General features: G+C 73.6%; 26 protein-coding genes and 1 pseudogene. 8 read left to right on the top strand and 19 right to left on the bottom strand.

Annotated elements, in window-relative coordinates:
* Positions 1 to 61: 61 nt before the first annotated feature.
* Positions 62 to 979 (top strand): branched-chain amino acid transaminase, encoded by a 918-nt coding sequence (locus HUT16_RS12120; protein WP_176188124.1) that lies wholly within the window; start codon positions 62 to 64, stop codon positions 977 to 979.
* On the opposite strand, the gene HUT16_RS12125 is transcribed toward HUT16_RS12120, so the two are convergent.
* The 9 genes from HUT16_RS12125 to clpS all read right to left on the bottom strand — a co-directional run bounded on the left by HUT16_RS12125 (position 967) and on the right by clpS (position 6,900).
* A complete protein-coding gene (locus HUT16_RS12125; protein ID WP_176188126.1) occupies positions 967 to 1,719 on the bottom strand; it encodes an MBL fold metallo-hydrolase in 753 nt (250 codons plus the stop codon). The two genes, HUT16_RS12120 and HUT16_RS12125, sit on opposite strands and share 13 nt — an antisense overlap.
* A gap of 191 nt (positions 1,720 to 1,910) precedes the next feature.
* Positions 1,911 to 2,099: a MarR family transcriptional regulator gene (locus HUT16_RS12130; RefSeq protein ID WP_176188128.1), complete on the bottom strand. Its 189-nt coding sequence runs from the start codon at positions 2,097 to 2,099 to the stop codon at positions 1,911 to 1,913.
* Between the two features lie 218 nt (positions 2,100 to 2,317).
* Positions 2,318 to 3,286, bottom strand: coding sequence for a PLP-dependent cysteine synthase family protein (locus tag HUT16_RS12135; protein ID WP_033215780.1), 969 nt, complete (start codon positions 3,284 to 3,286; stop codon positions 2,318 to 2,320).
* Positions 3,286 to 3,564 (bottom strand): MoaD/ThiS family protein, encoded by a 279-nt coding sequence (locus tag HUT16_RS12140; protein ID WP_176188130.1) that lies wholly within the window; start codon positions 3,562 to 3,564, stop codon positions 3,286 to 3,288. Before HUT16_RS12140 ends, HUT16_RS12135 begins: the two co-directional genes overlap by 1 nt.
* A gap of 122 nt (positions 3,565 to 3,686) precedes the next feature.
* Positions 3,687 to 3,800, bottom strand: a complete 114-nt coding sequence (locus HUT16_RS39715; protein WP_310794779.1) for a putative leader peptide — start codon at positions 3,798 to 3,800, stop codon at positions 3,687 to 3,689.
* Positions 3,801 to 3,939: 139 nt separating this feature from the next.
* Positions 3,940 to 4,371, bottom strand: coding sequence for a Mov34/MPN/PAD-1 family protein (locus tag HUT16_RS12145; RefSeq protein WP_176188132.1), 432 nt, complete (start codon positions 4,369 to 4,371; stop codon positions 3,940 to 3,942).
* 20 nt (positions 4,372 to 4,391) lie between these two features.
* On the bottom strand, positions 4,392 to 5,834 hold the full coding sequence (locus tag HUT16_RS12150; protein ID WP_176188134.1) for an amino acid permease: 1,443 nt from the start codon (positions 5,832 to 5,834) through the stop codon (positions 4,392 to 4,394).
* Between the two features lie 154 nt (positions 5,835 to 5,988).
* A complete protein-coding gene (locus HUT16_RS12155) occupies positions 5,989 to 6,564 on the bottom strand; it encodes a DUF2017 domain-containing protein (protein ID WP_176188136.1) in 576 nt (191 codons plus the stop codon).
* A gap of 42 nt (positions 6,565 to 6,606) precedes the next feature.
* On the bottom strand, positions 6,607 to 6,900 hold the full coding sequence (gene clpS, locus HUT16_RS12160) for an ATP-dependent Clp protease adapter ClpS (protein ID WP_176188138.1): 294 nt from the start codon (positions 6,898 to 6,900) through the stop codon (positions 6,607 to 6,609).
* A 142-nt stretch (positions 6,901 to 7,042) separates the two neighbouring features.
* Here clpS and HUT16_RS12165 point away from each other — a divergent pair, with 142 nt between their 5' ends.
* Positions 7,043 to 8,356 (top strand): nicotinate phosphoribosyltransferase, encoded by a 1,314-nt coding sequence (locus tag HUT16_RS12165; protein ID WP_176188140.1) that lies wholly within the window; start codon positions 7,043 to 7,045, stop codon positions 8,354 to 8,356.
* Between the two features lie 223 nt (positions 8,357 to 8,579).
* Positions 8,580 to 9,170, top strand: a complete 591-nt coding sequence (locus HUT16_RS12170; RefSeq protein WP_176188142.1) for an isochorismatase family protein — start codon at positions 8,580 to 8,582, stop codon at positions 9,168 to 9,170.
* A gap of 47 nt (positions 9,171 to 9,217) precedes the next feature.
* On the opposite strand, the gene HUT16_RS12175 is transcribed toward HUT16_RS12170, so the two are convergent.
* Complete coding sequence (locus HUT16_RS12175; protein ID WP_176188144.1) at positions 9,218 to 9,760, bottom strand: hypothetical protein; 543 nt, start codon at positions 9,758 to 9,760, stop codon at positions 9,218 to 9,220.
* Positions 9,761 to 9,841: 81 nt separating this feature from the next.
* On the opposite strand from HUT16_RS12175, the gene HUT16_RS12180 reads away from it, so the two are divergent.
* The gene (locus HUT16_RS12180) at positions 9,842 to 10,084 is read left to right on the top strand and encodes a hypothetical protein (protein WP_176188146.1); all 243 of its coding nucleotides are present in this window, start codon (positions 9,842 to 9,844) and stop codon (positions 10,082 to 10,084) included.
* 41 nt (positions 10,085 to 10,125) lie between these two features.
* Here HUT16_RS12180 and HUT16_RS39720 read toward each other — a convergent pair.
* A pseudogene (locus tag HUT16_RS39720) lies at positions 10,126 to 10,248 on the bottom strand (type IV toxin-antitoxin system AbiEi family antitoxin domain-containing protein); the annotation flags it as partial.
* Positions 10,249 to 10,748: 500 nt separating this feature from the next.
* Between HUT16_RS39720 and HUT16_RS12185 the strand changes: the two are divergent.
* Complete coding sequence (locus HUT16_RS12185; RefSeq protein WP_176188148.1) at positions 10,749 to 11,204, top strand: hypothetical protein; 456 nt, start codon at positions 10,749 to 10,751, stop codon at positions 11,202 to 11,204.
* Positions 11,205 to 11,274: 70 nt separating this feature from the next.
* Here the strand turns inward: HUT16_RS12185 and HUT16_RS12190 are convergent, their stop codons facing one another.
* The gene (locus HUT16_RS12190) at positions 11,275 to 12,609 is read right to left on the bottom strand and encodes a cation diffusion facilitator family transporter (protein ID WP_254897776.1); all 1,335 of its coding nucleotides are present in this window, start codon (positions 12,607 to 12,609) and stop codon (positions 11,275 to 11,277) included.
* A gap of 306 nt (positions 12,610 to 12,915) precedes the next feature.
* Between HUT16_RS12190 and HUT16_RS12195 the strand changes: the two genes are divergently transcribed.
* On the top strand, positions 12,916 to 13,302 hold the full coding sequence (locus tag HUT16_RS12195) for a hypothetical protein (RefSeq protein WP_176188150.1): 387 nt from the start codon (positions 12,916 to 12,918) through the stop codon (positions 13,300 to 13,302).
* A 404-nt stretch (positions 13,303 to 13,706) separates the two neighbouring features.
* On the top strand, positions 13,707 to 14,807 hold the full coding sequence (locus HUT16_RS12200) for a DUF2332 domain-containing protein (protein ID WP_176188152.1): 1,101 nt from the start codon (positions 13,707 to 13,709) through the stop codon (positions 14,805 to 14,807).
* Positions 14,808 to 14,814: 7 nt separating this feature from the next.
* On the opposite strand, the gene HUT16_RS12205 is transcribed toward HUT16_RS12200, so the two are convergent.
* From HUT16_RS12205 to HUT16_RS12235, 7 genes are all read right to left on the bottom strand, one after another.
* The gene (locus HUT16_RS12205) at positions 14,815 to 15,390 is read right to left on the bottom strand and encodes a DinB family protein (RefSeq protein ID WP_176188154.1); all 576 of its coding nucleotides are present in this window, start codon (positions 15,388 to 15,390) and stop codon (positions 14,815 to 14,817) included.
* A gap of 107 nt (positions 15,391 to 15,497) precedes the next feature.
* Positions 15,498 to 15,941: an HIT family protein gene (locus HUT16_RS12210; protein ID WP_176188156.1), complete on the bottom strand. Its 444-nt coding sequence runs from the start codon at positions 15,939 to 15,941 to the stop codon at positions 15,498 to 15,500.
* Positions 15,942 to 15,982: 41 nt separating this feature from the next.
* On the bottom strand, positions 15,983 to 16,177 hold the full coding sequence (locus HUT16_RS12215; RefSeq protein WP_217712054.1) for a hypothetical protein: 195 nt from the start codon (positions 16,175 to 16,177) through the stop codon (positions 15,983 to 15,985).
* A 198-nt stretch (positions 16,178 to 16,375) separates the two neighbouring features.
* Positions 16,376 to 17,812: a type VII secretion-associated serine protease mycosin gene (mycP, locus tag HUT16_RS12220; protein ID WP_176188160.1), complete on the bottom strand. Its 1,437-nt coding sequence runs from the start codon at positions 17,810 to 17,812 to the stop codon at positions 16,376 to 16,378.
* Positions 17,813 to 17,920: 108 nt separating this feature from the next.
* Positions 17,921 to 19,429, bottom strand: coding sequence for a WXG100 family type VII secretion target (locus HUT16_RS39220; RefSeq protein ID WP_176188162.1), 1,509 nt, complete (start codon positions 19,427 to 19,429; stop codon positions 17,921 to 17,923).
* 46 nt (positions 19,430 to 19,475) lie between these two features.
* On the bottom strand, positions 19,476 to 19,907 hold the full coding sequence (locus tag HUT16_RS12230; RefSeq protein WP_176188164.1) for a hypothetical protein: 432 nt from the start codon (positions 19,905 to 19,907) through the stop codon (positions 19,476 to 19,478).
* Positions 19,908 to 20,049: 142 nt separating this feature from the next.
* Positions 20,050 to 20,739 carry an endonuclease V gene (locus tag HUT16_RS12235; RefSeq protein ID WP_176188166.1) on the bottom strand — a complete coding sequence of 230 codons (690 nt, stop codon included), beginning with the start codon at positions 20,737 to 20,739 and terminating at the stop codon, positions 20,050 to 20,052.
* A 344-nt stretch (positions 20,740 to 21,083) separates the two neighbouring features.
* On the opposite strand from HUT16_RS12235, the gene HUT16_RS12240 reads away from it, so the two are divergent.
* On the top strand, positions 21,084 to 21,356 hold the full coding sequence (locus HUT16_RS12240) for a hypothetical protein (protein WP_176188168.1): 273 nt from the start codon (positions 21,084 to 21,086) through the stop codon (positions 21,354 to 21,356).
* Positions 21,357 to 21,532 lie beyond the last annotated feature (176 nt).

The raw sequence follows: 21,532 nt of genomic DNA on the forward strand, positions 1-21,532 counted from the left end.
GCCTGATCCGGCGCGGCCGGGGGCCTTCGCCCGGCGGGCCGCGGTCTCCAGGATGGTCGCCATGGCGATTCCCGAGTCTTCCGTGATCTGGTTCGACGGCGCGCTGGTGCCCTGGCAGGAGGCCCGCGTCCACGTGCTGACGCACGCGCTGCACTACGGCACCGGGGTGCTGGAGGGCACCCGGGTGTTCGAGACGGCCGACGGCCCGGCGGTGTTCCGGCTGGACGAGCATCTGGCCCGGCTGGAGCGCAGTGCCCGCATGCTGAGAATCGAACTCCCGTACAGCCGGGAGGAGTTGTCCGCGGCGACGCTCGCCCTGGTGGCGGCGAACGGCCACCGCTCGTGCTACCTGCGGCACCTGGCGTTCCTGGGCTACGGCTCGATGGGGCTGGACATGCGGCACTCCCCCACCAGCGTGTCGATCGCCTCCTGGGAGTGGCCGGCCTACCTGGCGGCGGAGCGCGGGCTGCGGCTGATGACCAGCAGCTGGCGGCGCACCGACCCCAACTCCGTCCCCCCGGCGGCGAAGGCCACCGGCCCGTACCTCAACTCGGCGCTGGCCCGGCGGGAGGCGAGCGACGCGGGGTTCGACGAGGCGCTGCTGCTGGCCCCGGACGGCACGGTCAGCGAGTGCAGTTCGGAGAACGTGTTCACGGTCCGCGACGGGGTGCTGCGCACGCCGCCGGGCAGCGCGGGCGCCCTGGAGGGCATCACCCAGGACACCCTGCTGACGCTGGCCCGGGACCTGGGCGTGGAGGTGCGGGTGGAGGACCTGCTGCGTTCGGACCTGTACGCGGCCGACGAGGTGTTCGTCTCCGGGACGGCCGCCGGGGTGGTGCCGGTGGCCTCCCTGGACAACCGCGAACTACCCTCCGCGGAGGGCGAGTTGACCAAGAAGCTGGGCGAGGCGTACCGGGCCGCGGTGAGCGGCGCGGACGCCCGCTACCGGCACTGGCTGACGCCGGTTCAGAGCTCGTAGACGGCTCCGGCCCGGGCCAGTTCGACCGGGCCGGGGAAGGCGGCGGCGGCGTCCCGGCGGTTGCGCTCGGCGTCGGTCCACGGGGGGATGTGGGTGAGCACCAGCCGGGCCGCCCCGGCGGCGGCGGCGTGCTCGCCGGCCTGGGTGCCGTTGAGGTGGATGGAGTCGAAGGTCTCCTTGCCGTCCGTGTAGGCCGCCTCGCACAGGAACAGGTCGGCGCCGCGGGCGAGTTCGACCAGGTCGGAGCAGACGCCGGTGTCCCCGGAGTAGACCAGGCTGCGGCCGCCGGCCTCGATCCGGAAGCCGTACGCCTCGCAGTCCAGGTGGTTGACCCGGGCGGCGGTGACGGTGAACGGGCCGAGCGCGAGCCGGGCGCCGTCGGTGAGGTCGCGGAAGTCGAACACCTCGGTCATGCCGGGTTTCTCCGGCATGTCGTAGGCCCGGGCGAGCCGCTCGGCGGTGCCGCTCGGGCCGTGCACGGGCAGCGGGTCGGGGCAGCCCTCGACCCGGTAGTTGCGGGCCACCCAGTACGCGCACAGGTCGACGCAGTGGTCGGCGTGCAGGTGGCTGAGCAGGACGGCGTCCACGTCGTACAGGCCGGCGTACTTCTGCAGCGCGCCGAGCGCGCCGTTGCCGAGGTCGACGACCAGGCGGTAGCCGTCGTGCTCCACCAGGTAGCTGGAGCACGGGGAGTCCACGGACGGGAAGCTCCCCGAGCACCCCACCACGGTCAGTTTCATGCCGAGCCCTTCCCGCCCCGTCGGGCCATCGTCCGCGGCCGTCCGCGCCGCCGGTGGGGCGGGGCGGGGTTCTTCGACTCCGTCGGTGCTTTGACTGTCGAGGGTAAGGGCCGGTCGGCACTTTGCCCCCTCTCCCGTGCCGGGCTGTGGGCGGAATCACCAGGACGGGGCGGGGGCCTTCGAACGCCGTGCTAACGGTGGCCGGGGCGGGCCAGCGCCCAGGCCCGGATCGTCTCCGGGTACCAGCGGGGGTGGCCTCCGGCGTCCACCCGGTCGGGCGGGGGCAGCAGTCCGTGCCGCTTGTAGCTGCGCACGGTCTCGGTCTGCACGCGGATGTGCAGGCCGATCTCGACGTAGGACCAGAGCTCCGGGCCGGGCATCGCGCCCACCTCCCAAGGTGACGGCGTACCAGTGGTGCGCCGCCAGCCTGGCGGGGCGCCCGGCGGGGGCCGGGGCGCGACCGGCGCGGTGGCCGTTCCGTGACGAACCGGTCATCCGGAACGGACAAATACCGCGATGTCACAGTGGGCGGATGATCGGACGAACGGACGGCGCGGCCCCCGGGTGGGGTGCCGCGCCGTGGTCGTGCCGCCGGTGCTCAGGCCCAGAGCTGGCCCTGCAGCGCCTCGACCGCCGCCTCGGTGGTCTCGGCGGTGTAGATGCCGGTGGACAGGTACTTCCAGCCGCCGTCGGCGACCACGAACACCACGTCCGCCCGCTCGCCGGCCTTGGCGGCCTTGCGGGCCACGCCGATCGCCGCGTGTGCGACCGCGCCGGTGGAGACGCCCGCGAAGATGCCCTCCTGCTGGAGGAGTTCACGGGTGCGGGTGACCGCGTCGGCCGAGCCGACCGAGAAGCGGGTGGTGAGCACCTCGGCGTCGTACAGCTCGGGGACGAAGCCCTCGTCGAGGTTGCGCAGGCCGTAGACCAGGTCGTCGTAGCGGGGCTCGGCGGCGACGATCTGCACGCCCGGGACCTTCTCGCGCAGGTAGCGGCCGATGCCCATCAGGGTGCCGGTGGTGCCCAGGCCCGCCACGAAGTGGGTGATGGTGGGCAGGTCCGCGAGGATCTCCGGGCCGGTGGTGGCGTAGTGCGCGCCCGCGTTGTCCGGGTTGCCGTACTGGTAGAGCATCACCCAGTCGGGGTGCTCGGCGGCGATCTCCTTGGCGATCCGCACCGCGGTGTTGGAGCCGCCGGCGGCGGGCGAGGAGATGATCTCCGCGCCCCACATCCGGAGCAGCTCGCGGCGCTCCTCGCTGGTGTTCTCCGGCATCACGCAGACCATCCGGTAGCCCTTGAGCTTGGCCGCCATGGCGAGCGAGATGCCGGTGTTGCCGCTGGTGGGCTCCAGGACGGTGCAGCCGGGGGTGAGCCGGCCCTCCGCCTCGGCGCGCTCGATCATGCGCAGCGCCGGGCGGTCCTTGATCGAGCCGGTCGGGTTGCGGTCCTCCAGCTTGGCCCAGAGCGTGACCCGGCCGTCCTCGTTCCCGGGGACGCCGGCCGAGAGCCTCGGCAACCGCACCAGGGGCGTGTTGCCGATGGCCTCGATCGGGCTGTCGTAGCGCATTACTTCATACCGCCGGCCACGGCCGGGAGGATGGTGACGCTGTCGCCGTCGGCGACGGCGGTGGTGATGCCGTCCAGGAAGCGGACGTCCTCGTCGTTCAGGTAGACGTTGACGAAGCGGCGCAGCTCGCCGCCGTCCAGCAGCCGGGCGGCGATGCCGGGGTGGCGGGAGTCGAGGTCGGTGAAGAGCTCCCCGAGGTTGGCGCCGTTGCCGTCGACGGCCTTGGCGCCGTCGGTGTAGGTACGGAGGATGGTCGGGATGCGGACCTCGATGGCCATGGCTGCGCTCCTGTGGAGTGAGTTCGGGTTGCCGGGCCGGGCGGGGCGCGGCAGGGGGGAGGGCCCCGGGGCGACGGGGCGGGCGGTCTGCACGGCTGGCCGGTCGGCCCTGCCGGCGGCGGTCAGCGCGCGGCGGTGCCGGGACAGATCGCGCTGGCGAGCCGGCACAGGTCGACGTGCAGGCGCGCCACGAGGCGGGTGCCTGGGGCCTGATTGCTCACATCGACGGAACGCATGGACTCATCGTATAGATTCCCGACCCCGCTTTGACATGCTTGTCTCGACATCCGGGCGGCAGCGTTCCGAGGCATGAGAAAACGGGCCGGACCGCCGCACGGGCGCGGGGCGGGCCGGCCCGTCGCCGGGCGGGCGGGGTCAGGCGGCGTACGCCTCGACCACCTCCACGTCTTCCTCCGTGATCACGCCGTCCACGATGCGGAACGAACGGAACTGGTAGGGGTCCTCCTCGGCGGTGCCCTCGGCGGTGGAGACCAGCACGTAGTGCGCGAACGGCTCGGAGGCGTAGCTCACGTCGGTGCGGGACGGGTAGGCCTCGGTGGCGGTGTGCGAGTGGTAGATCACCACCGGCTCCTCGTCGAGGTCGTCCATCTCGCGGTAGAGCTTGAACAGGTCGCCGGAGTCGAACTCGTAGAAGGTGGGCGAGCGGGCCGCGTTGAGCATCGGGATGAACCGCTCGGGGCGCCCGGTGCCGGCCGGTCCGGCGATCACGCCGCACGCCTCGTCCGGGTGGTCGGCGCGGGCGTGGGCGACGATCCGGTCGCGCAGTTCTCGGGTGATGGTCAGCATGCGGCCAGGATAGCGAGGCGTCAGGCGCCGTCCTGCGCGCGGAGCCGGGCCTCCGGTCCGCCCTGCAGGGCGGCCGGGTCGCGGCGGCGCAGCACCGCGTAGCCGACGGCCAGGCACAGCGCCCAGCCGGGGAAGACGTACAGCGAGATCCGGGCGTCCGGGTCGAGCGCGATCAGGACGGCGACCAGGGCGAGGAAGGCCAGCGCCAGCCAGCGGCTCCAGTTGCCGCCGGGGGCGCGAAAGGAGGGCGCGGGCAGCCGGCCGGAGGTCCAGGCGGCGCGGTAGCGGAGCTGGCTGGCCAGGATGACGCCCCAGGTCCACAGGCCGCAGACGGTGGCGATCGAGGTGATGTACTGGAACGCCCGTTCCGGGACGCAGTAGTTGAGCACCACGCCGGCGCCCATCAGCAGGCAGGAGACGGTGATCGCGGTGGCCGGGGTGCGGCGGGCGTTGAGCCTGGTGAGCCGGCCGGGGGCCTGTCGGCGCAGGGCCAGGTCGCGCAGCATCCGGCCGGTGGAGTACATCCCGGAGTTGCAGGAGGAGAGCGCGGCGGTGAGCACCACGAAGTTGATGATCCCGGCGGCCGCCGGGATGCCGATCTTCCCGAACGCGGCGACGAACGGGCTGACGCCGGGCTGGAACTCGGTCCACGGCACCAGCGACAGGATGACCACCAGGGCGCCGACGTAGAACAGCGCGATCCGCAGCGGCAGGGTGTTGATGGCGCGCGGCAGGGTCTTCTGCGGGTCCTCGCTCTCGCCCGCGGTGACGCCGACCAGTTCCACGCCGAGGTAGGCGAACATGACGATCTGCAGCGTCATCACGGTGGAGCCGACGCCCCGGGGGAAGAAGCCGCCGTCCTGCCACAGGTGGGTGACCGAGGCGGTGTCCCCGGCGTCCGAGAAGCCCAGGGTGAGCACGCCGATGCCGATCAGGATCATCCCGAGGATGGCGGTGACCTTGACCATCGAGAACCAGAACTCGATCTCGCCGAACAGCTTCACCGAGATCAGGTTGGCGGCGTACAGCACCAGCAGGAAGGCCAGCGCGGTGGTCCACTGCGGGATGCCGGGCTCCCAGAAGCGGACGTAGACGGCGGCGGCGGTGGTCTCGGCCATGCCGGTGACCACCCAGAACAGCCAGTACGTCCAGCCGGTGACGAAGCCCGCGAACGGGCCGAGGAACTCCCGGGCGTACTCGGCGAAGCTGCCCGCCACCGGGCGGTAGGTGAGCAGTTCGCCGAGCGCCCGCATGATCATGAAGATCACCGCGCCGGCCACCGCGTAGCTGAGGACCAGGCTGGGGCCGGCCTTGGAGATGGCGGTGCCGGCGCCGAGGAACAGGCCGGTGCCGATCGCGCCGCCGATCGCGATCATCTGGATCTGCCGGCCGCCGAGGCCGCGCTGGTAGCCCTCCTCCTCGGGGACCGGCCGGGCCGCCTCGTCCGTCACCTGCTGGGTCATCCGCGCGCCTCTCCTCCGGGTCCGCGCCGACCGGGCGGCCGGCGGCCCCCGTCTTCCCGGGGAGGCAGCAGTGAACCACGTGAAAGCCCCGGATCGGCTCATATCCGGGCGCCGGGCGATGAATCGGACCATAGGAGGGAAGCGGGGCGGGCGATCAGCCCGCCATCGCCTCCAGCAGGCTCTCCTGCAGCGCGCCCAGCCACAGGTAGGCGATCACCAGCGGCTTGCGCGGGTCGGAGTCGGGCAGCCGGTACAGGCCCTCCTCGTCCTCCTCGGTGACCTCCAGCCGGGTGCCCAGGGTCAGCCGCAGGTCGTTCAACGCGCCCAGCCAGTGCGGGAACTCGGCCGGCTTGACCTCCAGCACCCCGCCCGCGCCGCCCAGCCCGTCCAGCGCCCGGACCACCGACAGCGCGTCCTCGCGCTTGCGGGCCCGCAGGTCCAGCTCTGTGTAGCGGCGGAACTCGGCGGAGCGCTCGGCGGTCCGCGGGTCCTCGGGGGCGCCCGGGCCACCGTACGCGTCGGGGAACAGCCGCAGCAGCGCCGGGTCGCCGGGGGCCTCGCTCGGGCCCTCGGCGAACAGCGCGGCCAGCGGGTCGTCGCTCTCCCCGCCGGGCGGCGGCCCGATCAGCTCCAGCATCTGCACTTCCAGCGAGCGCAGGATGGACGCCTCGAACTCGTCCAGCGCGATCGCCGCGCCGCCGTTGCCCGCACTCTCGAACAAACCGGCCATGTGTGTGGAATCAGTCCCTCGTGGATGGTGGGTGACGGGCCGTCAGTCGTGCTGCAGGGTGGCCCACAGGCCGTAGCCGTGCATCGCCTGCACGTCGCGCTCCATCTCCTCGCGGGTGCCGCTGGAGACCACCGCGCGCCCCTTCTGGTGCACGTCCATCATCAGTCGGCGCGCCTTGTCCTTCGGGTAGCCGAAGTAGCTCTGGAAGACGTGCTGGACGTAGCTCATCAGGTTGACCGGGTCGTTGTGGACGATGGTCACCCACGGCGTGTCCGGTTCCGCGACCGGAACCCCCTCCACCTCCGGGCGCTCGATCTCCACCGGCGCGACACTCACAGTCCGTCTCTCCTCGTCGACCTCGGCTTCCCCCCGTCCCATGCTTCCATCCGAGGGACTCCGGAGCGAATCAGGGTGCCCCGACACGGACCCCGCGAGAGAAATCGTCACTCTGACGCTAAGTGGTAGTAGCATCATCCCCATGGACGCCATCACCGCGCACCGCAGCTCCGCGCTGCTCACCGACCGCTACGAGCTGACCATGCTGCAGGCCGCGCTGCGCAGCGGCGCCGCCCACCGCCGCTCGGTCTTCGAGGTCTTCACCCGCCGCCTGCCCGACGGCCGCCGCTACGGCGTGCTGGCCGGCACCGGCCGGGTGCTGGACGCCATCGAGGACTTCCGCTTCACCACGCCGCAGCTCGACTGGCTGGCCGACCAGCGGGTGGTGGACGAGCCGACCCTGCGCTTCCTCGCCGACTACCGCTTCGGCGGCAGCGTGCACGGCTACCCCGAGGGCGAGGCGTACTTCCCCGGCTCGCCGCTGCTCACCGTCGAGGGCAGCTTCGCCGAGGCGGTGATCCTGGAGACGGTCATCCTGTCGATCCTCAACCACGACTCGGCGATCGCCGCCGCGGCCTCCCGGATGACCGCCGCCGCGGGCGACCGCCCGGTGATCGAGATGGGCGCCCGACGGGCCCACGAGCAGTCCGCGGTCGCCGCCGCCCGGGCCGCCTACCTGGCCGGCTTCGCCGCCACCTCGGACCTGGAGGCGGGCTTCACCCACGGCATCCCGACCACCGGCACCGCCGCGCACGCCTTCACCCTGCTGCACGACAGCGAGCGGGACGCCTTCACCGCCCAGATCGACTCGATGGGCCGCGACACCACCCTGCTGGTGGACACCTACGACCTCGGCGAGGCGGTCCGCACCGCCGTCGAGGTGGCCGGACCGCAGCTGGGCGCCGTCCGGATCGACTCCGGCGACCTGACCCTGCTGGCCCACCGGGTGCGCCGCCAGCTCGACGAGCTCGGCGCCACCGGCACGAAGATCATCGTCACCTCCGACCTGGACGAGTACGCCATCGCCGCGCTGGCCGCCGCCCCGGTCGACGGCTACGGCGTCGGCACCAGCCTGGTCACCGGCAGCGGCCACCCGACCTGCGCGATGGTCTACAAGCTGGTCGCCCGCGAGTCGGTGCCCGGCGGCGAGCTGGTGCCGGTCGCCAAGCGCTCGGCCGGCGGCAAGAGCAGCGTCGGCGGCCGCAAGTGGGCCGCCCGCCGCCCCGACCGGGACGGCGTCGCCGAGGCCGAGGTGGTCGGCACCGGCCCCGTCCCCGCCGAGCTGGAACCGCACCTGCTGCACGTCCCGCTGATCACCGACGGCCGGGTGGTCGGCCGCGAACCGCTGGAGGCCGCCCGCGAGCGCCACCGCCGGGCCCGCGCCGCGCTGCCGCTGTCGGCCACCCAGCTCTCCCGCGGCGAGCCGGTGATCGCCACCGAGCGGTACGCCGGCTGAACCGGAGCCGGACCGGCGGGCCCGCCGGTCCTCCCGGGCTTCGCCCGCCTGCGCTCCCGGGCTTTGCCCGCCGGTACTTCCGCGCCCGCCCCGGCACTGCCTAGAGTGCCAACCGCTGTACCGCCCGGGCCCGCCCGGGCCGCCCTGACGCCACCGCGACCGAGACCCCCCGGCTTCGGACCGCGCCCCGGCTCCCAACGAACCCACGAGAGAAGAGCCAGCCATGCACCGGGCCCTGATCGTCGTCGACGTGCAGAACGACTTCTGCGAGGGCGGCAGCCTTCCCGTCGCCGGCGGGGCCGAGGTCGCGGCCGCGATCACCGACCTGATCGCCGAATCCGCCCCCGGCTACGCCCACATCGTCGCCACCCGCGACCACCACATCGACCCCGGCCCGCACTTCGCCGCCGAGCCCGACTACGTCCGCTCCTGGCCCGCGCACTGCGTGGCCGGCACCGAGGGCGTGGGCTTCCACCCCAACTTCGCCCCCTCGGTGACCTCCGGCGCGGTCGAGGCGGTCTTCTCCAAGGGCGCGCACGCCGCCGCCTACAGCGGCTTCGAGGGCTTCGACGAGCACGGCGGCACGCTCACCGACTGGCTGAACGAGCGCGGCGTCACCGACGTCGACGTGGTCGGCATCGCCACCGACCACTGCGTCCGCGCCACCGCCCTGGACGCCGCCCGCGAGGGCTTCGCCACCCGCGTCCTGCTCGACCTGACGGCCGGGGTCGCCCCCGCCACCACCGCCACCGCGCTGGACGAACTGCGGGCCGCGGGCGTCGAGTTGACCGGCACCCCGATCGTCCGCGGCTGACCGCCGACCGGCCCGGCGACCGGCCCGCCCGGCTGCACCGCCCGGCTTCACTGCCCGGTGATCCGCAGCTCCACCACGTCCTCCCCGCCGAGCCGGTACGCCTCGGCCAGCTCGCCGCCGACCGCCTCCCGCTCGGCGGCGAGCCGGGACGAGGAGACGTACACCACCCGCACGCCCAGGTACTCCATCCGGTGCTGGCCGCCGCGCACCCAGGCCGCCTCGCCCTCGCTGACGCAGCGCAGCTCGGAGTCGACCTCCACCGCCACCGCCGCTTCCGGCCAGTACAGGTCCGGCACCGCGACGTAGGTGCCGCCGCGCATCCGCAGCTCCGGACCGGCCACCGGCAGCGGCAGCCCCAGCTCCGCCGCCAGGGCGGCCAGCTCGGCGGACGCGGCGTCCCGGCGGGCCGCCAGCAGTTCGTCCACCGCCGCCCGCACCCGGGGCACCTCCAGCAGCCGCGCCTCGGCCAGCTCGGCCAGCAGCTCCCGCGCCGCGCAGCCGCCCCCGCGCCCGGCCAGCGCCTCGCGCAGCAGCGCCCGCAGCAGGCCCGGGCCGACCCGCCGGACCCGGACCCGCCCGGCTCGGTCCACTCGCTGATCGCGTCCGCCACCGCCCGGGCCACCGGGGCGACCGCCAGCCCGTGCACCGAGCGGGCCTCCAACTCCCGTCCGGTGCGCCGGATCCGCACCTGCCCGGCGTCGCGCAGCCGGCGCTGCCGGGGCACCAGCACCCCCACCCCGAGCACCGCGGGCAGCCGCGGCACCGACACGAACCCGTACAGCGCCAGCGCCGCCGCGCCGGTGATCACCGCGCCCTCGCGGGCCCCGGCCTCGGCCCGGCCGTCCTGCGCCGCGTACAGCAGCGCGGCCCACATCCGCTGCTCGGGCGTCGGCGCGCTCTCCTGCAGCAGGTAGACCCGTGGCAGCAGCCGCTGCCAGGGCCCCCCGCTGCGGCAGTGCTCGCTCACCATGCGGGCGGGGACGCCGCGGGCGCGGAGCTGACTGGCCGTCACCACGTTCTGCTGGCGGCGGGCGAGCTCTTCGAGGGACACGGGCTGCTGCGGGATGCGGTGGTTCATGACCTCCACGTTCCCCCGACCGCCTGACACCCGACGCCCGACCTGACGACCTGTTACCCAACCGTCGTCAAACCGGGACTAGCCCGCACTAAAGTCACCATACCCTCACCCATTCGGCGTACCGCCTGTTCACTCTGTTGTCGTAATAGATCGGACTTGTTTTCCAACATCCGGTTCTCGTCGGATCGACACAGCATTGCGATCCCGTCGAGTCCGAACCGCCGACCTGCGCGATCTGACCACCGGCGATCGATCACACACCCACCGTCACGCCCCCCGGCGTCGGCCACCACCGCGAATTGCCTACCATCGGGCACATGCCCCGCGACGAGACATCAGCCCAGCGCGCCGCCCGACTACGGCTCGGCCGCCTGCCCGGCTACGTCCGCCAACCGGATCCCGCCAGACGAGGCGGGGAGGACGGACGTGCGTACAAGAAAGGCTGGGAAGTCCGTTTCACGGCCCGCAGCGAGGCGGAGATAACCGAGATCCGCGAACTCGTGGCCGCTGCCGGATTCGCCCCCGCCCGGCCCTTCTTCAAGGGCCACCAGCTCATCCAGCCGGTCTACGGCATCGCCGCGGTGCAGGCCTACCTGGCCGCCCGCGAGAGCGCCGAGGCCGGCGAGGCGACCGTCCGGACCGACCGCCGCGACGCCGGCATCCCCGAGCAGACCCGGCGCGAGCCCGACAGCGTGGCGGCCGCGGTGCGCGCCGCCGAGCGCGGCGGCGCTGGCGGCCGCGGAGGCGGCGAACCGGGCGGCCGGGGCGGCCGGCGGGGCCCGAACGGTGCGGGCGGCGCACGAGCGCTGAGCACCGGCCGGGGCCGCGGCAGCCGTCGGCGGGCCGGCGGCGGGCGGCCCGGCGGGCGCGCGGACCGGAACGGCGCCGGGCGGCCTCGTGGCGCCCCGGGGGCCCCGCGGGCCCCAGGAGTTGCGGGAGCCCGCGAACGGGCCTGAAAGCCCCGCTCGCGGGCCTTCTGACGGTACGTCAGCTGTACGCCGCGGCCCCGACGGGCCCGGGACGGGGTCAGGCCGCCTCCGCCGGGGCCCGGCCGACCCCGCCGGTGCGCTCGGCGCCGGTGCGCGTGGCGTCGATGTGCCCGGCGCCGGTGCGCGTGGCGTCGATGTGCCCGGCGTCGGTGCGCACGGTGTCGATGTGCACGGTCGCGGCGAGCAGCCGGGGGACGGCTCGGATCAGGGCCCGCTCGGCGGCCTCCGCCACCTGGTGCCCGGCCACCACCGTCAGCGTGCGGTCGACCAGCACGTCCGCCTCGGCGCGCAGCGCGTGCCCGATCCAGCGCATCCGCACCGCGCCGACCCCGCGCACCCCGTCCACGGCGGCGAGCCCGCGCTCCGCCGCGTCCAGCAGCGCCGGGTCGACGGCGTCCATCAGCCGCCGCCCCACCTCGCGCACCGTGCCGCGCAGCACGCCCAGGATGGCCAGCGTGATCAGCAGCCCCACCACCGGGTCCGCGTACCGCCAGCCCAGCGCGCCGCCGCCGGCGCCGAGCAGCACCGCCAGCGAGGCCAGCCCGTCGGTGCGGGCGTGCAGGCCGTCGGCGACCAGCGCCGCCGAGCCGATCCGGCGGCCGGTGGCGATCCGGTAGCGGGCCACCCACTCGTTGCCGAGGCACCCCGCGAGGGCCGCCCCGGCCACCGCCCACAGGTGCCCCACCGGCTCCGGGTGCAGCAGCCGCTGCACCGCCGTCCACCCCGCGACCAGCGAGGACGCCGCCACCGCCAGCACCACCGCGACGCCCGCCAGGTCCTCGGCCCGCCCGTACCCGTACGTGTAGCCGCGGTTCGCCGCCCGCCGCCCCAGCAGGAACGCCACGCCCAGCGGGACGGCGGTCAGCGCGTCCGCGGCGTTGTGCACGGTGTCGCCGAGCAGCGCCACCGAGCCCGACAGCGCCGCGATCACCGCCTGCGCGGCGGCCGTCACGGCCAGCACCAGCAGCGAGACCCAGAGCGTGCGCAGCCCCTCGGCGGAGGACTCCATCGCCGCGTCGACCCGGTCCGCGGCGTCGTGCGCGTGCGGGCGCAGCAGGTGCGCCAGGCGGTGCCGCAGGCCCGGGCGGCCGTGGCCGTGGCCGTGGCCGTCGTCATCGCCGTGGTCGTGGCCGTGGCCGTGGCCGTGGCCGTGCCGGTGGTGTTCTTCGGCGGGGGGCGCGTGGTGGTGTTCCGCACGCCGACGAGTGGTGGGGGTCCCGGCTCCCGGGGCGGTGCCGCCGTGCGGGTGGTGGTGGTCGAGCGGCTCGTGGCCGGGGCGGTCCGGCCCGTCCGGTGTGTGATGGTGGTCATGCCCGTGGCCCGGGATTCGCCCCTGGAGGTGAGACCCGTCGCCGTTCCAGCGTTCACCCATAGGGCTTACAGTGGCACACCAACTCCCCTGCAGCCACTGTCGATGTACCACCTCTGACCAGGTGCGATGCCCTCGCAACTGCGCCCGGCGCGCGGCATTTGCTGACGTGCCGTCACACAACGGCCCGAATCGGGTCCGGCTCCGGGCATCTCAGCAGACTTGTCACCCACAGCAGCCGCCCGAGGGCCTAGAGTGAGCGCTGACGCTCCCCGTCCGGACCCAGATCGAGAGGCAGCTGATGTGACTGACCGTCATGTCCCGGCCGCAGACTCGGCATCCGCTGATCGGTCCACCGAACTTCCGCGCGTGTCCGTCGAGTTCGCCGCCTTCTGCGAGCTGCACGAACCCCGCTACCAGAGCTACGCCCGGGTCTGGTTCCAGGAGCCCGGCGCCGCCCACCGGGTGGTCCGGCTCGCCCTGCACGCGATCGCCTCGGTGTGGCCCACCGTCCTGGAGAGCCCGAATCCGGCCGCCGAGGCCTGGCAGATCCTGCGCGACACCGTCACCGAGCAGCACGGCACCGCCGGGGCCGAGGGCCTGCGGCCGGACGTGGACGGCGACGAGGACCTGGCGATCCTGCACTACGTGGTCGGCCTGGCCACCCCCGAGATCGCGGACGTGGTGGGCGGCGACACCGCCAGCATCACCAGCCAGCTCCGCCAGACCCACCGCAGGCGCTCCGCCGACCGGTGAACCGCCACCGGAGACCGGCCCGCGGCGCCTGCCCCCGGTGCTTTCGGGAGCGTACGGGCCTGGCCGCACGCCCCACCGGCGCCCCGCCCGCCCGTGGCGCACCCCCGCGAGCGGGGCGCTCCCGCCGGGACCGGCCGCACCCGAAGCACCGGTGAGCAAGATCACGCGTGGCGCACTACCCGGGCCCCTCCGGTCGGCGAAGGATGTCGGTGAAGGAGGAGGCCCACCGCATCACGGCCGCCCCGGCCGGGCCGGCCCGCGGGCGCCCCCACCGACCGGGCACCCCCACCGACCGGGCGTCCCACCGACCAAGCGCCCCCGCCCGGACGGCCGGTCCCGGCCGCCACAGCCCACAGCCCACAGCCGGCACGGCCCGCCACAGCCGCCGAGGACGGAGATCCGCGATGCCTTTCGACCACGCCGTGGCCATGTTCCACCACCAGGCGGACGCCTGCGCCGAGTTGGGCTCCCCGCTGTCCGCCGCGCTGCTGCGCCGGGCCGCCGGGGACCTCGCCGCGGGCGGGCCGTGCGCGGCGGCGATCGCGGGCCACGAGGACGCCCCCGGCCCGGACGCCATCGCCCTGCGCCTGCTCGGCGCCGTCCACGCCCTGGTGCTGTCCGGCCTGGCCCCCGACCTCGCCGCGCACTACCCCGGCGTCGGCGGCCGCTTCGACCCCGCCGACCCGGACGCCCCCTGGCCGGCCTTCCGCGCCGCGGTCGCCGCCCACCTGCCGTTCGTCCGCGAGTGGCTGACCCGCCCGCCGCAGACCAACGAGGTCGGCCGGGCCAACCTGCTGCTCACCGGCCTCGCCTGGGCCCAGCGGGAACTCGCCTCCCCCGTCGGCCCCCTGCCGGTGCGGCTGCGCGAACTGGGCTCCAGCGCGGGCCTCAACCTCCTCGCCGACCGGTTCCGCTGCACCTCGGAGGGCTTCTCGTACGGCCCGGCGGACTCCCCCGTCGTCCTCGCCGACGCCTGGCGGGGCGAGCCGCCTGCCTGGCTGCGCGACGCCCCGCTCCAGCGGGTGACGGACCGGCGCGGCTGCGACCCGGCCCCGATCGACCCGCGCTCCGCCGAGGGCGCGCTGGCCCTGCGCTCCTACCTCTGGGCGGACCAACTCCCGCGCGTGCAGCGGCTGAACGGCGCGCTCGCGCTCGCCGCCGAGACGCCCGCCCCGGTCGACGCGCTCGGCGCGGCCGCGTTCCTGCGCGGCGTCGAACCGGCCGCGGGCACGCTGACCGTGGTCTGGCACTCGGTCATGCGGCAGTACGTTCCCGCCGAGGAGTGGCGCACCGTGGAGGGCGAGTTGGCGCGTCTCGCGGCCGCCTCCGGCCCGTCCGCGCCGTTCCTCCACCTCGCCTTCGAACCGCGCCGGGTCGGCAGCGCGCACCGCTTCCTGCTCACCGCCCGGCTCGGCACCGGCCCGCAGGAGGTGCTCGCCGAGGCCAGGCCGCACGGCCTGCCCGCGTGGACCCTGGCGAAGGACGACCCCGCCCTCCACCCCTGAATCCGGCTCAACCCGCCCGGTGCCGCTCCCCCGTGACGTCGTAGCGGTGGTGCACCGGATCGTGGATCAGGTAGCGGGAGAACGACTCCACGGTGAACCGGGCCCCGTCGCTGCGGCTGCCGGTGCGCTGCCGGGCGGCGGGCGACACCGAGCCGAAGGAGAGCGCCAACTGCTCGGCCGCCGCAGCGAGTTCGGCGGACACCACGGCCGGGTCCTGCTCCGCGTAGCGCTCCTCGACGGCGGTGGCGTCCTGGTCCCAGTTGGCGAACAGCGGGTCGTCCTCGGCCAGCATCAGCCGCAGCCGCACGTCGAACAGCCGGAACACGTCCCGGACGTGGCAGGCGTACTCGAGCGGCGACCACACCTCCGGCGCCGGACGCTCGCGCAGCCCCGTCCCGGCGCCGTCACCGTCACGGCCGCCGCTGCTGCCGCCGCCGCCGTCCAGCAGGGCGACCCAGGCCGCCGCGTTGGCCCGGATCATGCCCGGCACCGCCTCGAAGGCCACCGCCGGGGTGTCCAGGCCGCAGTCGGCGCAGGGACGTTCGAGGACCCAGGTCCAGTCCTTGGTGTCAGGAGTGATCATGCCCCCCAGGATGGCCGACCCGCCGACCGCCCCACCAGCGGCACGACCGCCGCCGACCATCGAGATCCCGCCACCGCCCGTCCCGCCAGCGCTCACCCCGCCACTGCTCACCCCGCCAGCGCGGCCGCCAGCCTCCCGGCCAGCTCGTCCATCCGCTCCGCCGGCACCGCCCGCTCCCCCGCCTTCAGCAACCCGAACACCCGGGGCCCCCGCAGCTCCACCGGCAGGTCGGCCCCGCGCGGCACCACGTGGAAGTGCACGTGCGCGAACCCGGCCGCCTCCCCGAACTGCGCGACGTACGCCTTCCGGCACCCCGTCACCGCCTCCAGCGCCCGCGCCAACCGCACCTGCCACACCCCCAGCGACGCCGCCTCCGCCTCCGTCAGCTCCGCCACCGACTCCAGGTGCCGCCGGGGCAGCAGCACCAGCCACCCCGGCAGCGCGCAGTCCACCGCGTGCACCACCCGCCAGTGCTCGTCCACCGCGATCCGCTCGTACGCCGGCAACCGCTCGAACTCGCCCTCCCGGGCGCACGCGTAGCACTCGTCCATGCCGACCAACCCTACGTTCCCCCCCCCCCCCCCCGGCGGGCTCAGCCTTGCCCGGGCACGGTCACCGCACACAGCGCGGAGGTCGGCACCAGCCCCGGCAGGAACCCGTCCAACAGCTGCGAACACACCACCTGCTGCTGCTCGTTCTGCACCCCCTCGGCCACCGCCGCCCCCGGCGCCCCCACCACTCCCGCCACCACCACGGCCAACCCCGCCACCGCACGCTTCCACCGCACCACAGCACCCACCTCCGGGCATCGACGACCACACTTCCGCCATCTCCTACCCCACCACCCCCACCCCGCCCGAACACCCTCCCCCATCCGAGGGCGTGTCCCCCATCTCACCCCCTACACGCGGAACGGCCCCCGCAGAACCACCGGCTCCCCCAGCCCGGCAACCCCGCGAAGGGCCGTCCCCACTTCCCGACCAGCTCAGCTCTGGTACGGATTCCCACCCGCCGGCGGCTGCACCGGATACCCCGGCTGCCCACCCTGCTGCGGCGGATACCCTGGCGCCTGCTGCTGCCCCTGCGGATACCCATACCCCGCCGACTGCGGCACCCCCTGCTGGTACCCGTACCCCGCCCCACCGGGCCCACCGGACGCCCCCGGCCCACCCGAACCACCGGACCCGCCGGAACCACCACCGCCGTTGCCGTTCTTGGAACGGCGCACCATGACGACGATCAACACGACCACGATCACAGCGACGACACCGCCACCGATCGCAATCAGCATCCCGCTGTTGCTGTCCTTGCCCCCCGAGTCACCACTCGCCTGCGGCGCCGCCGAACCACCCCCGGCCGACGGCGACTTGGCACCGTCCGACGCCGGCTTCGACGCGGGAGAGGACGGCGCGGCGGAGGCGCCAGTCGTACCCCCGTTGGGCTCCGCCCGCTTCAACAACGGGTTCTCCTTCGGCCCGTTGTCCACCGCGGAGTTGGGGGCCAGCGCCTTGGACGGAGACGCGATGCCGTAGCCGTACTTGTCGTTCGGGAACGGGCCCTTGCCCTCCGGCTGAACGGCGCTGCTGGTCAGCCGGTTGATGACCTGACCCGCGGAAAGACTCGGATACTTCGAACGCACCAACGCGGCAATCGCCGAAACGAAAGAAGCCGCGTCGGAGGTACCCGAGGCGGTCCGGTACTCCTGGTTGAGGCCCGCGCTGTGAATGTTGTCGGCCGGAGCCGCGAGCGTAACCTGCGGCCCCGTAGTCGAATCCGACCAGATCTCGCCGTCCTCCCCGACTCCCGAGACCGCGACCACACCCGGAGATCCCGCCGGATAGCCGATCGGGAATCCCGGGCTGTTTCCAGAACCCGCTACGAGGACAACGTCCTTCTGGACTGCGTAGGCGATCGCTTCCTTGTAGCCCTTGGCATATGGATCAGCACCGGAGTAGGACATGTTGATGACCTTGGCGCCGTGATCGACCGCGAATCGGATGGCTTCGGCGTCATGCGACTGATCGTTCACATTGGTGAATTGATCGGTCTGAATCCTGATCGGAAGGATCTTGGCCTTGGGCGCGAGTCCGATCACTCCCGCGTTGTCACCGTGCCCGTGCCCGGCAATATTGCTGGCCATGCCAGTGCCATGACCGTTGGTGTCAGTCCGGCCGTCCCCGCTGGAACCGGTGAAATCGATGCCCGGGAGGACCTGCCCAGCAAGGTCCGGGTGATTGGCATTGACGCCAGTATCGATGACGGCGACAATCACCCCCTCGCCCTGACTGATGGGCCAGACCTTCTCGGCCGGACTGTAGTTCTTCAACACCCACTGCGATTCGCGGTCCTGGTCCGCTGCAGCAGGACCTGCGCTCACACCCCACAGCAGGGCTCCGGCAGCGAGCACGGCCAGACCGCGCACGGATCGACTGGTCGTCAAGCCTCGTCACCCCTCGTTGAGCGGCCGCCCCGCAGACCCTCGGATCTGCAGGGCGGCCAGGTAATGTCCGACTGTTCTACTGACCGAACGTCATTCCACCACGTTCGGATTGGCGTTCCCGCCGGAGGCCCAGGTCTCCTCGTCCTCCACCAGGTAGTCCGGACGGTCCGACGTGGCCTTCTTGGCCCGCTTGCTGCCCTGGCCGTGACCGGCCATTCCGGCACCGTGCCCGGCCGCACCGGCCTGACCCGCGCCACCGGCCTGCCCGGCACCACCGGCCGCGCCCTGCTGTCCGAAACGGCTCCGGCCGATGCCGGACCCGCCCTGGGAGAACGCCCGCCCGCCGGCACCGCCCTGCGCGGCCTCACCGACGACACCGCCGGCCCTGCCGGTCAGACCGCCGCCGGAGCGCCCCTTCAGGCCGCCGCCACCGGCACCGCCGGCACCGGCGCCACCGCCGAGGCCCCCGGCACCCATGCCACCGGCACGCCCACCGGCGCCGACGCCGCCGGCCGCGGTACCGCCCGCGCCCGCACCGCTGCCGCCCAGGCCACTGGCACCGAACGTTCCGGACTTCGAAACACTGTTGCCGTTGAAGCCGACACGGCCACCGCCAAGACCGGTACCACCGGCCAGGGTTCCCCCGCCGTGGCCGATCAGGCCACCACCGGTGCCGCCTCCGCCGCCCAGTCCGCTCCCGCCGCCACCGGCCGGACCCTGCAGACCACCGGGGCTACCGGCCGTCACAGTGCCACCGCGAACGCCGCCCTGGGCACCACCCTGGATGCCGTCGATGCCCGTGCCCGGGCCCTTCGGCTGGGGAAGGGCGTTGGCCGTACCGCCCGAAATCCCCGCATCGGTCGGGCGGACCACAGTGGGCTGGATCTTCGGGGTCTGCGGCGTCCGGCTGGACGAGCTCTTGAGCGAGGTCTGCGACCCGGAAGAGCCGCTCACTCGCCCGCTGGACTGCGAGATGCCGGTACCGATACCAGCGATCGCTGCGATGACAGCTGCCGATCCGCCGTTGTCCGGCGGGGTCAGTTCCTTCTTCTGGTCATCGATGATCCCACCGGGAGACCTCAACTGGCCGGCAGCCGCCGTGTATCTAGCGGCGAGCAGTTGCATGACACCGACTGCTTCTTGCTTCCGCGACTCGACAATGGTCTGCCGAGTATCCTCGTCGTCGATCCCGACCGACTCTTTTGCAGCATCGCTGATGCCGTCGCCGACCTTGTCCCAGAAACCAGGAACTTCAGGCATGTCAGCCTTGGCCTGGTCGACCGCCGCAGACATCAACTGCAAAGCGGTGGCCGTGTTGTCCGCGTACGCGGCCAGAACACTGACGTTGTTGGCCAGCGTGGTCATGTGCGAGTGAAAGGCATCGCTGGTATCGCCTTGCCAAGCGCTGGTGGCGTCACCCGTGGCAGTTTTCAGCGACGCCTGGATGCGAGTCAGCGTTTCATGGGCGCGACGCCAGGGATCGGCGGCAGCCATGATCGAACCGGAATCCATCGAATTGACCATGGAGACCATTTCGCCGTGGCTGTGCGCGGAGAAATCGGTGCCGCCGCCACCACCGCCTTGATCCATCATCCTCATCGTGCAACACCCCGTCCCCTGTCCGCTTCCTTGGTCTTACGCCCTGTCACCACTGCGGCCTCGCCGTGTTCGCGGGACGATTAGGCGGCGTGGCCGCGGCCTTCTGGCTCGCGTCCAGATCGGCCTGGTTCCAGGTGGTGGCCCATCCGTCATGCGCCAGTGTCATGCGCTGACGGGTGTCCTGCTCGTGCTCCTCGTAGTTCGCCGCAGTGTGGTCCGCGTTCTGCTGCGCGATATCGATGGCCTTCTGGATGTCCGTCAGGGTTTTGCTCAGCTCGGTACGCACGTTCTCGTACCGCTTGTACAAGTCCTGCGCCTCCGCGAAACTACCGAACGCCGCCGAGCTGACCCCGCTCGAGCCGTACACCGCCGAACCCGCAGCACTGCCCTCGAACTCGCTGAGCAAGCCGCGCACTTGGGCCGCGAACGCCCGCAGGTTGTCGACCTCGACCTCGAAGCCGTTGCCGCTCGTACTCATGTGTCTCGTACCTCCCCCGTACCTGCCGCCCCGCGCGACTGCCCGCTCGACCGTCTGGGGCCTGAAAGAAAGTTGGCTCCAACCTCTATGTCTAACACATACGACGGGCGGTCAACACGCCCCCTGGTGGGCGTGGGTGGGATCAGCGGGCGGGGGTGGTGGCGGCGAGGGCCTGGCGGCAGAGGGCGTCGGCTCGGCGGGTGGTTTCGGGGAGGCGGTAGGAGGGGGTGAGGGCGAGGGTGACGGCGGTGGCTTCGTCGAGGCCGATGCGGTGGCCGACGGAGAGGAAGACGGGCTTGACGCCCTGCCGGGTGCGCAGGGCCCGGCCGACGGGGTCGGGGCCGTCGAGGAGGGGGGTCCAGTCGCCGCGGTGGTCGCCGGGGGGTCGGTGGGTGAAGGTGAAGGGGTTCTTGGCGATGCCGAGGGTGGGAAGGCCGGTGTGGACGCCGAGGTGGCTGGCGAGGCCGAGGCGGCGGGGGTGGGCGAGGCCGTAGCCGTCGCAGACGACGAGGTCGGGGGTGCGGGTGAGGCGGGCGAGGGCGTCGAGGACGGCGGGGAGTTCGCGGAAGGCGAGGAGGCCGGGGAGGTAGGGGAAGGCGACCCGGCCGACGGCGGTGGCCTGTTCGACGACGTCGAGGGTGGCGTAGTCGAGGAGGACGGCCGCGGCGGCGACCACGTCGCGCTCGTCGTCGTAGGCGACGTCGACACCGGCGATCAACGTGCCGGGGCGGCGCGGGGGTTCGGGGCCCTCGGGGACGACCAGGGGGCGCAGGCGTTCCTGTTCGGCGCGGGCGGCCTCCGCGGTGGCGGGCCAGTCGGCGGGGACGGTCATGGCGGCTCCCGGTGGTCGGGGACGGGGAGGGGCCCCTGGGTGGTGTCCGTGGGTGGTGTCCGTGGCGTTCGGTGCGTTTCCCCGTAGGCACGGTAGCGGGCGGACGGGGGCGGTGCCGGGGGTGGTGGACGGGGCGGCGCGCTGCCGGGGTGTGAGTCCGTGCGCCCCCCGTGCCCCGGAGTAGGTCAACTCCCGGCGGTTAGGCTGTACTTACTGCTCCCCTGCTCCTGCTCCCTCCGCGCGAAGGGTCGACCGCCATGCCGCGCCCCGTTGTTCCGTCCCGTGCCGTCACCGCGTCCCGGGCTTCCGCGCTGGTGTCCGGAAGCCGTTTCAGTGCCGTGCAATTGGGCGTCGGCACGCTGGTCGCGGTGGTCGCCGCGGTGGCGCTGCTCGCCGTGTCCGGGGAGTCGGGGGTGTGGCGGATCACAGTGCTGGTCGCCTTCGCCGTCGCGCTCGGGACGCTGTCCGCCGTGCTGCTGTCCCCCACCGCCGCCCGCCGCCGGGCGCAGCGCGTCGCACCGGCCGCCCCGCCCGCCCGATCGGCCGGGGGCGGGCAGCCGGCCCAGCCCGAACCGACCGCCACCCGGCAGCGCGCGTACGCGCACCAGTCGCGCTAGCCGGGCCCGCGGCGCAGGCCGAAGACGAAGACACCGACACACACCGGACGCATCACACCGGACGCATCACACCGGACGCGCGAAGGCTCCCGGACGCGCGAAGGTGCCCGGACGCGCAAAGACTCCCGGGCCCGCGGCAGGTCAACGGCTGCCGCAGGCCCGGGGCCCAGGTGGTG

Origin of the sequence: Kitasatospora sp. NA04385 (assembly GCF_013364235.1) — a bacterium.
Lineage (GTDB): Bacteria > Actinomycetota > Actinomycetes > Streptomycetales > Streptomycetaceae > Kitasatospora.

What these genes read in the sequence shown, in the direction of transcription:
- HUT16_RS12165 (WP_176188140.1), top strand. Translation starts at nt 7,043, where the DNA reads ATGGACGCCATCACCGCGCACCGCAGCTCCGCGCTGCTCACCGACCGC.
- HUT16_RS12200 (WP_176188152.1), top strand. Translation starts at nt 13,707, where the DNA reads ATGCCTTTCGACCACGCCGTGGCCATGTTCCACCACCAGGCGGACGCC.
- HUT16_RS12130 (WP_176188128.1), bottom strand. Translation starts at nt 2,099, where the DNA reads ATGCCCGGCCCGGAGCTCTGGTCCTACGTCGAGATCGGCCTGCACATC.
- HUT16_RS39220 (WP_176188162.1), bottom strand. Translation starts at nt 19,429, where the DNA reads ATGAGGATGATGGATCAAGGCGGTGGTGGCGGCGGCACCGATTTCTCC.
- HUT16_RS12235 (WP_176188166.1), bottom strand. Translation starts at nt 20,739, where the DNA reads ATGACCGTCCCCGCCGACTGGCCCGCCACCGCGGAGGCCGCCCGCGCC.
- HUT16_RS39715 (WP_310794779.1), bottom strand. Translation starts at nt 3,800, where the DNA reads ATGCGTTCCGTCGATGTGAGCAATCAGGCCCCAGGCACCCGCCTCGTG.
- HUT16_RS12145 (WP_176188132.1), bottom strand. Translation starts at nt 4,371, where the DNA reads ATGCTGACCATCACCCGAGAACTGCGCGACCGGATCGTCGCCCACGCC.
- HUT16_RS12155 (WP_176188136.1), bottom strand. Translation starts at nt 6,564, where the DNA reads ATGGCCGGTTTGTTCGAGAGTGCGGGCAACGGCGGCGCGGCGATCGCG.
- HUT16_RS12140 (WP_176188130.1), bottom strand. Translation starts at nt 3,564, where the DNA reads ATGGCCATCGAGGTCCGCATCCCGACCATCCTCCGTACCTACACCGAC.
- HUT16_RS12190 (WP_254897776.1), bottom strand. Translation starts at nt 12,609, where the DNA reads ATGGGTGAACGCTGGAACGGCGACGGGTCTCACCTCCAGGGGCGAATC.
- HUT16_RS12120 (WP_176188124.1), top strand. Translation starts at nt 62, where the DNA reads ATGGCGATTCCCGAGTCTTCCGTGATCTGGTTCGACGGCGCGCTGGTG.
- HUT16_RS12125 (WP_176188126.1), bottom strand. Translation starts at nt 1,719, where the DNA reads ATGAAACTGACCGTGGTGGGGTGCTCGGGGAGCTTCCCGTCCGTGGAC.
- HUT16_RS12230 (WP_176188164.1), bottom strand. Translation starts at nt 19,907, where the DNA reads ATGAGTACGAGCGGCAACGGCTTCGAGGTCGAGGTCGACAACCTGCGG.
- HUT16_RS12205 (WP_176188154.1), bottom strand. Translation starts at nt 15,390, where the DNA reads ATGATCACTCCTGACACCAAGGACTGGACCTGGGTCCTCGAACGTCCC.
- HUT16_RS12150 (WP_176188134.1), bottom strand. Translation starts at nt 5,834, where the DNA reads ATGACCCAGCAGGTGACGGACGAGGCGGCCCGGCCGGTCCCCGAGGAG.
- HUT16_RS12135 (WP_033215780.1), bottom strand. Translation starts at nt 3,286, where the DNA reads ATGCGCTACGACAGCCCGATCGAGGCCATCGGCAACACGCCCCTGGTG.
- HUT16_RS12210 (WP_176188156.1), bottom strand. Translation starts at nt 15,941, where the DNA reads ATGGACGAGTGCTACGCGTGCGCCCGGGAGGGCGAGTTCGAGCGGTTG.
- HUT16_RS12170 (WP_176188142.1), top strand. Translation starts at nt 8,580, where the DNA reads ATGCACCGGGCCCTGATCGTCGTCGACGTGCAGAACGACTTCTGCGAG.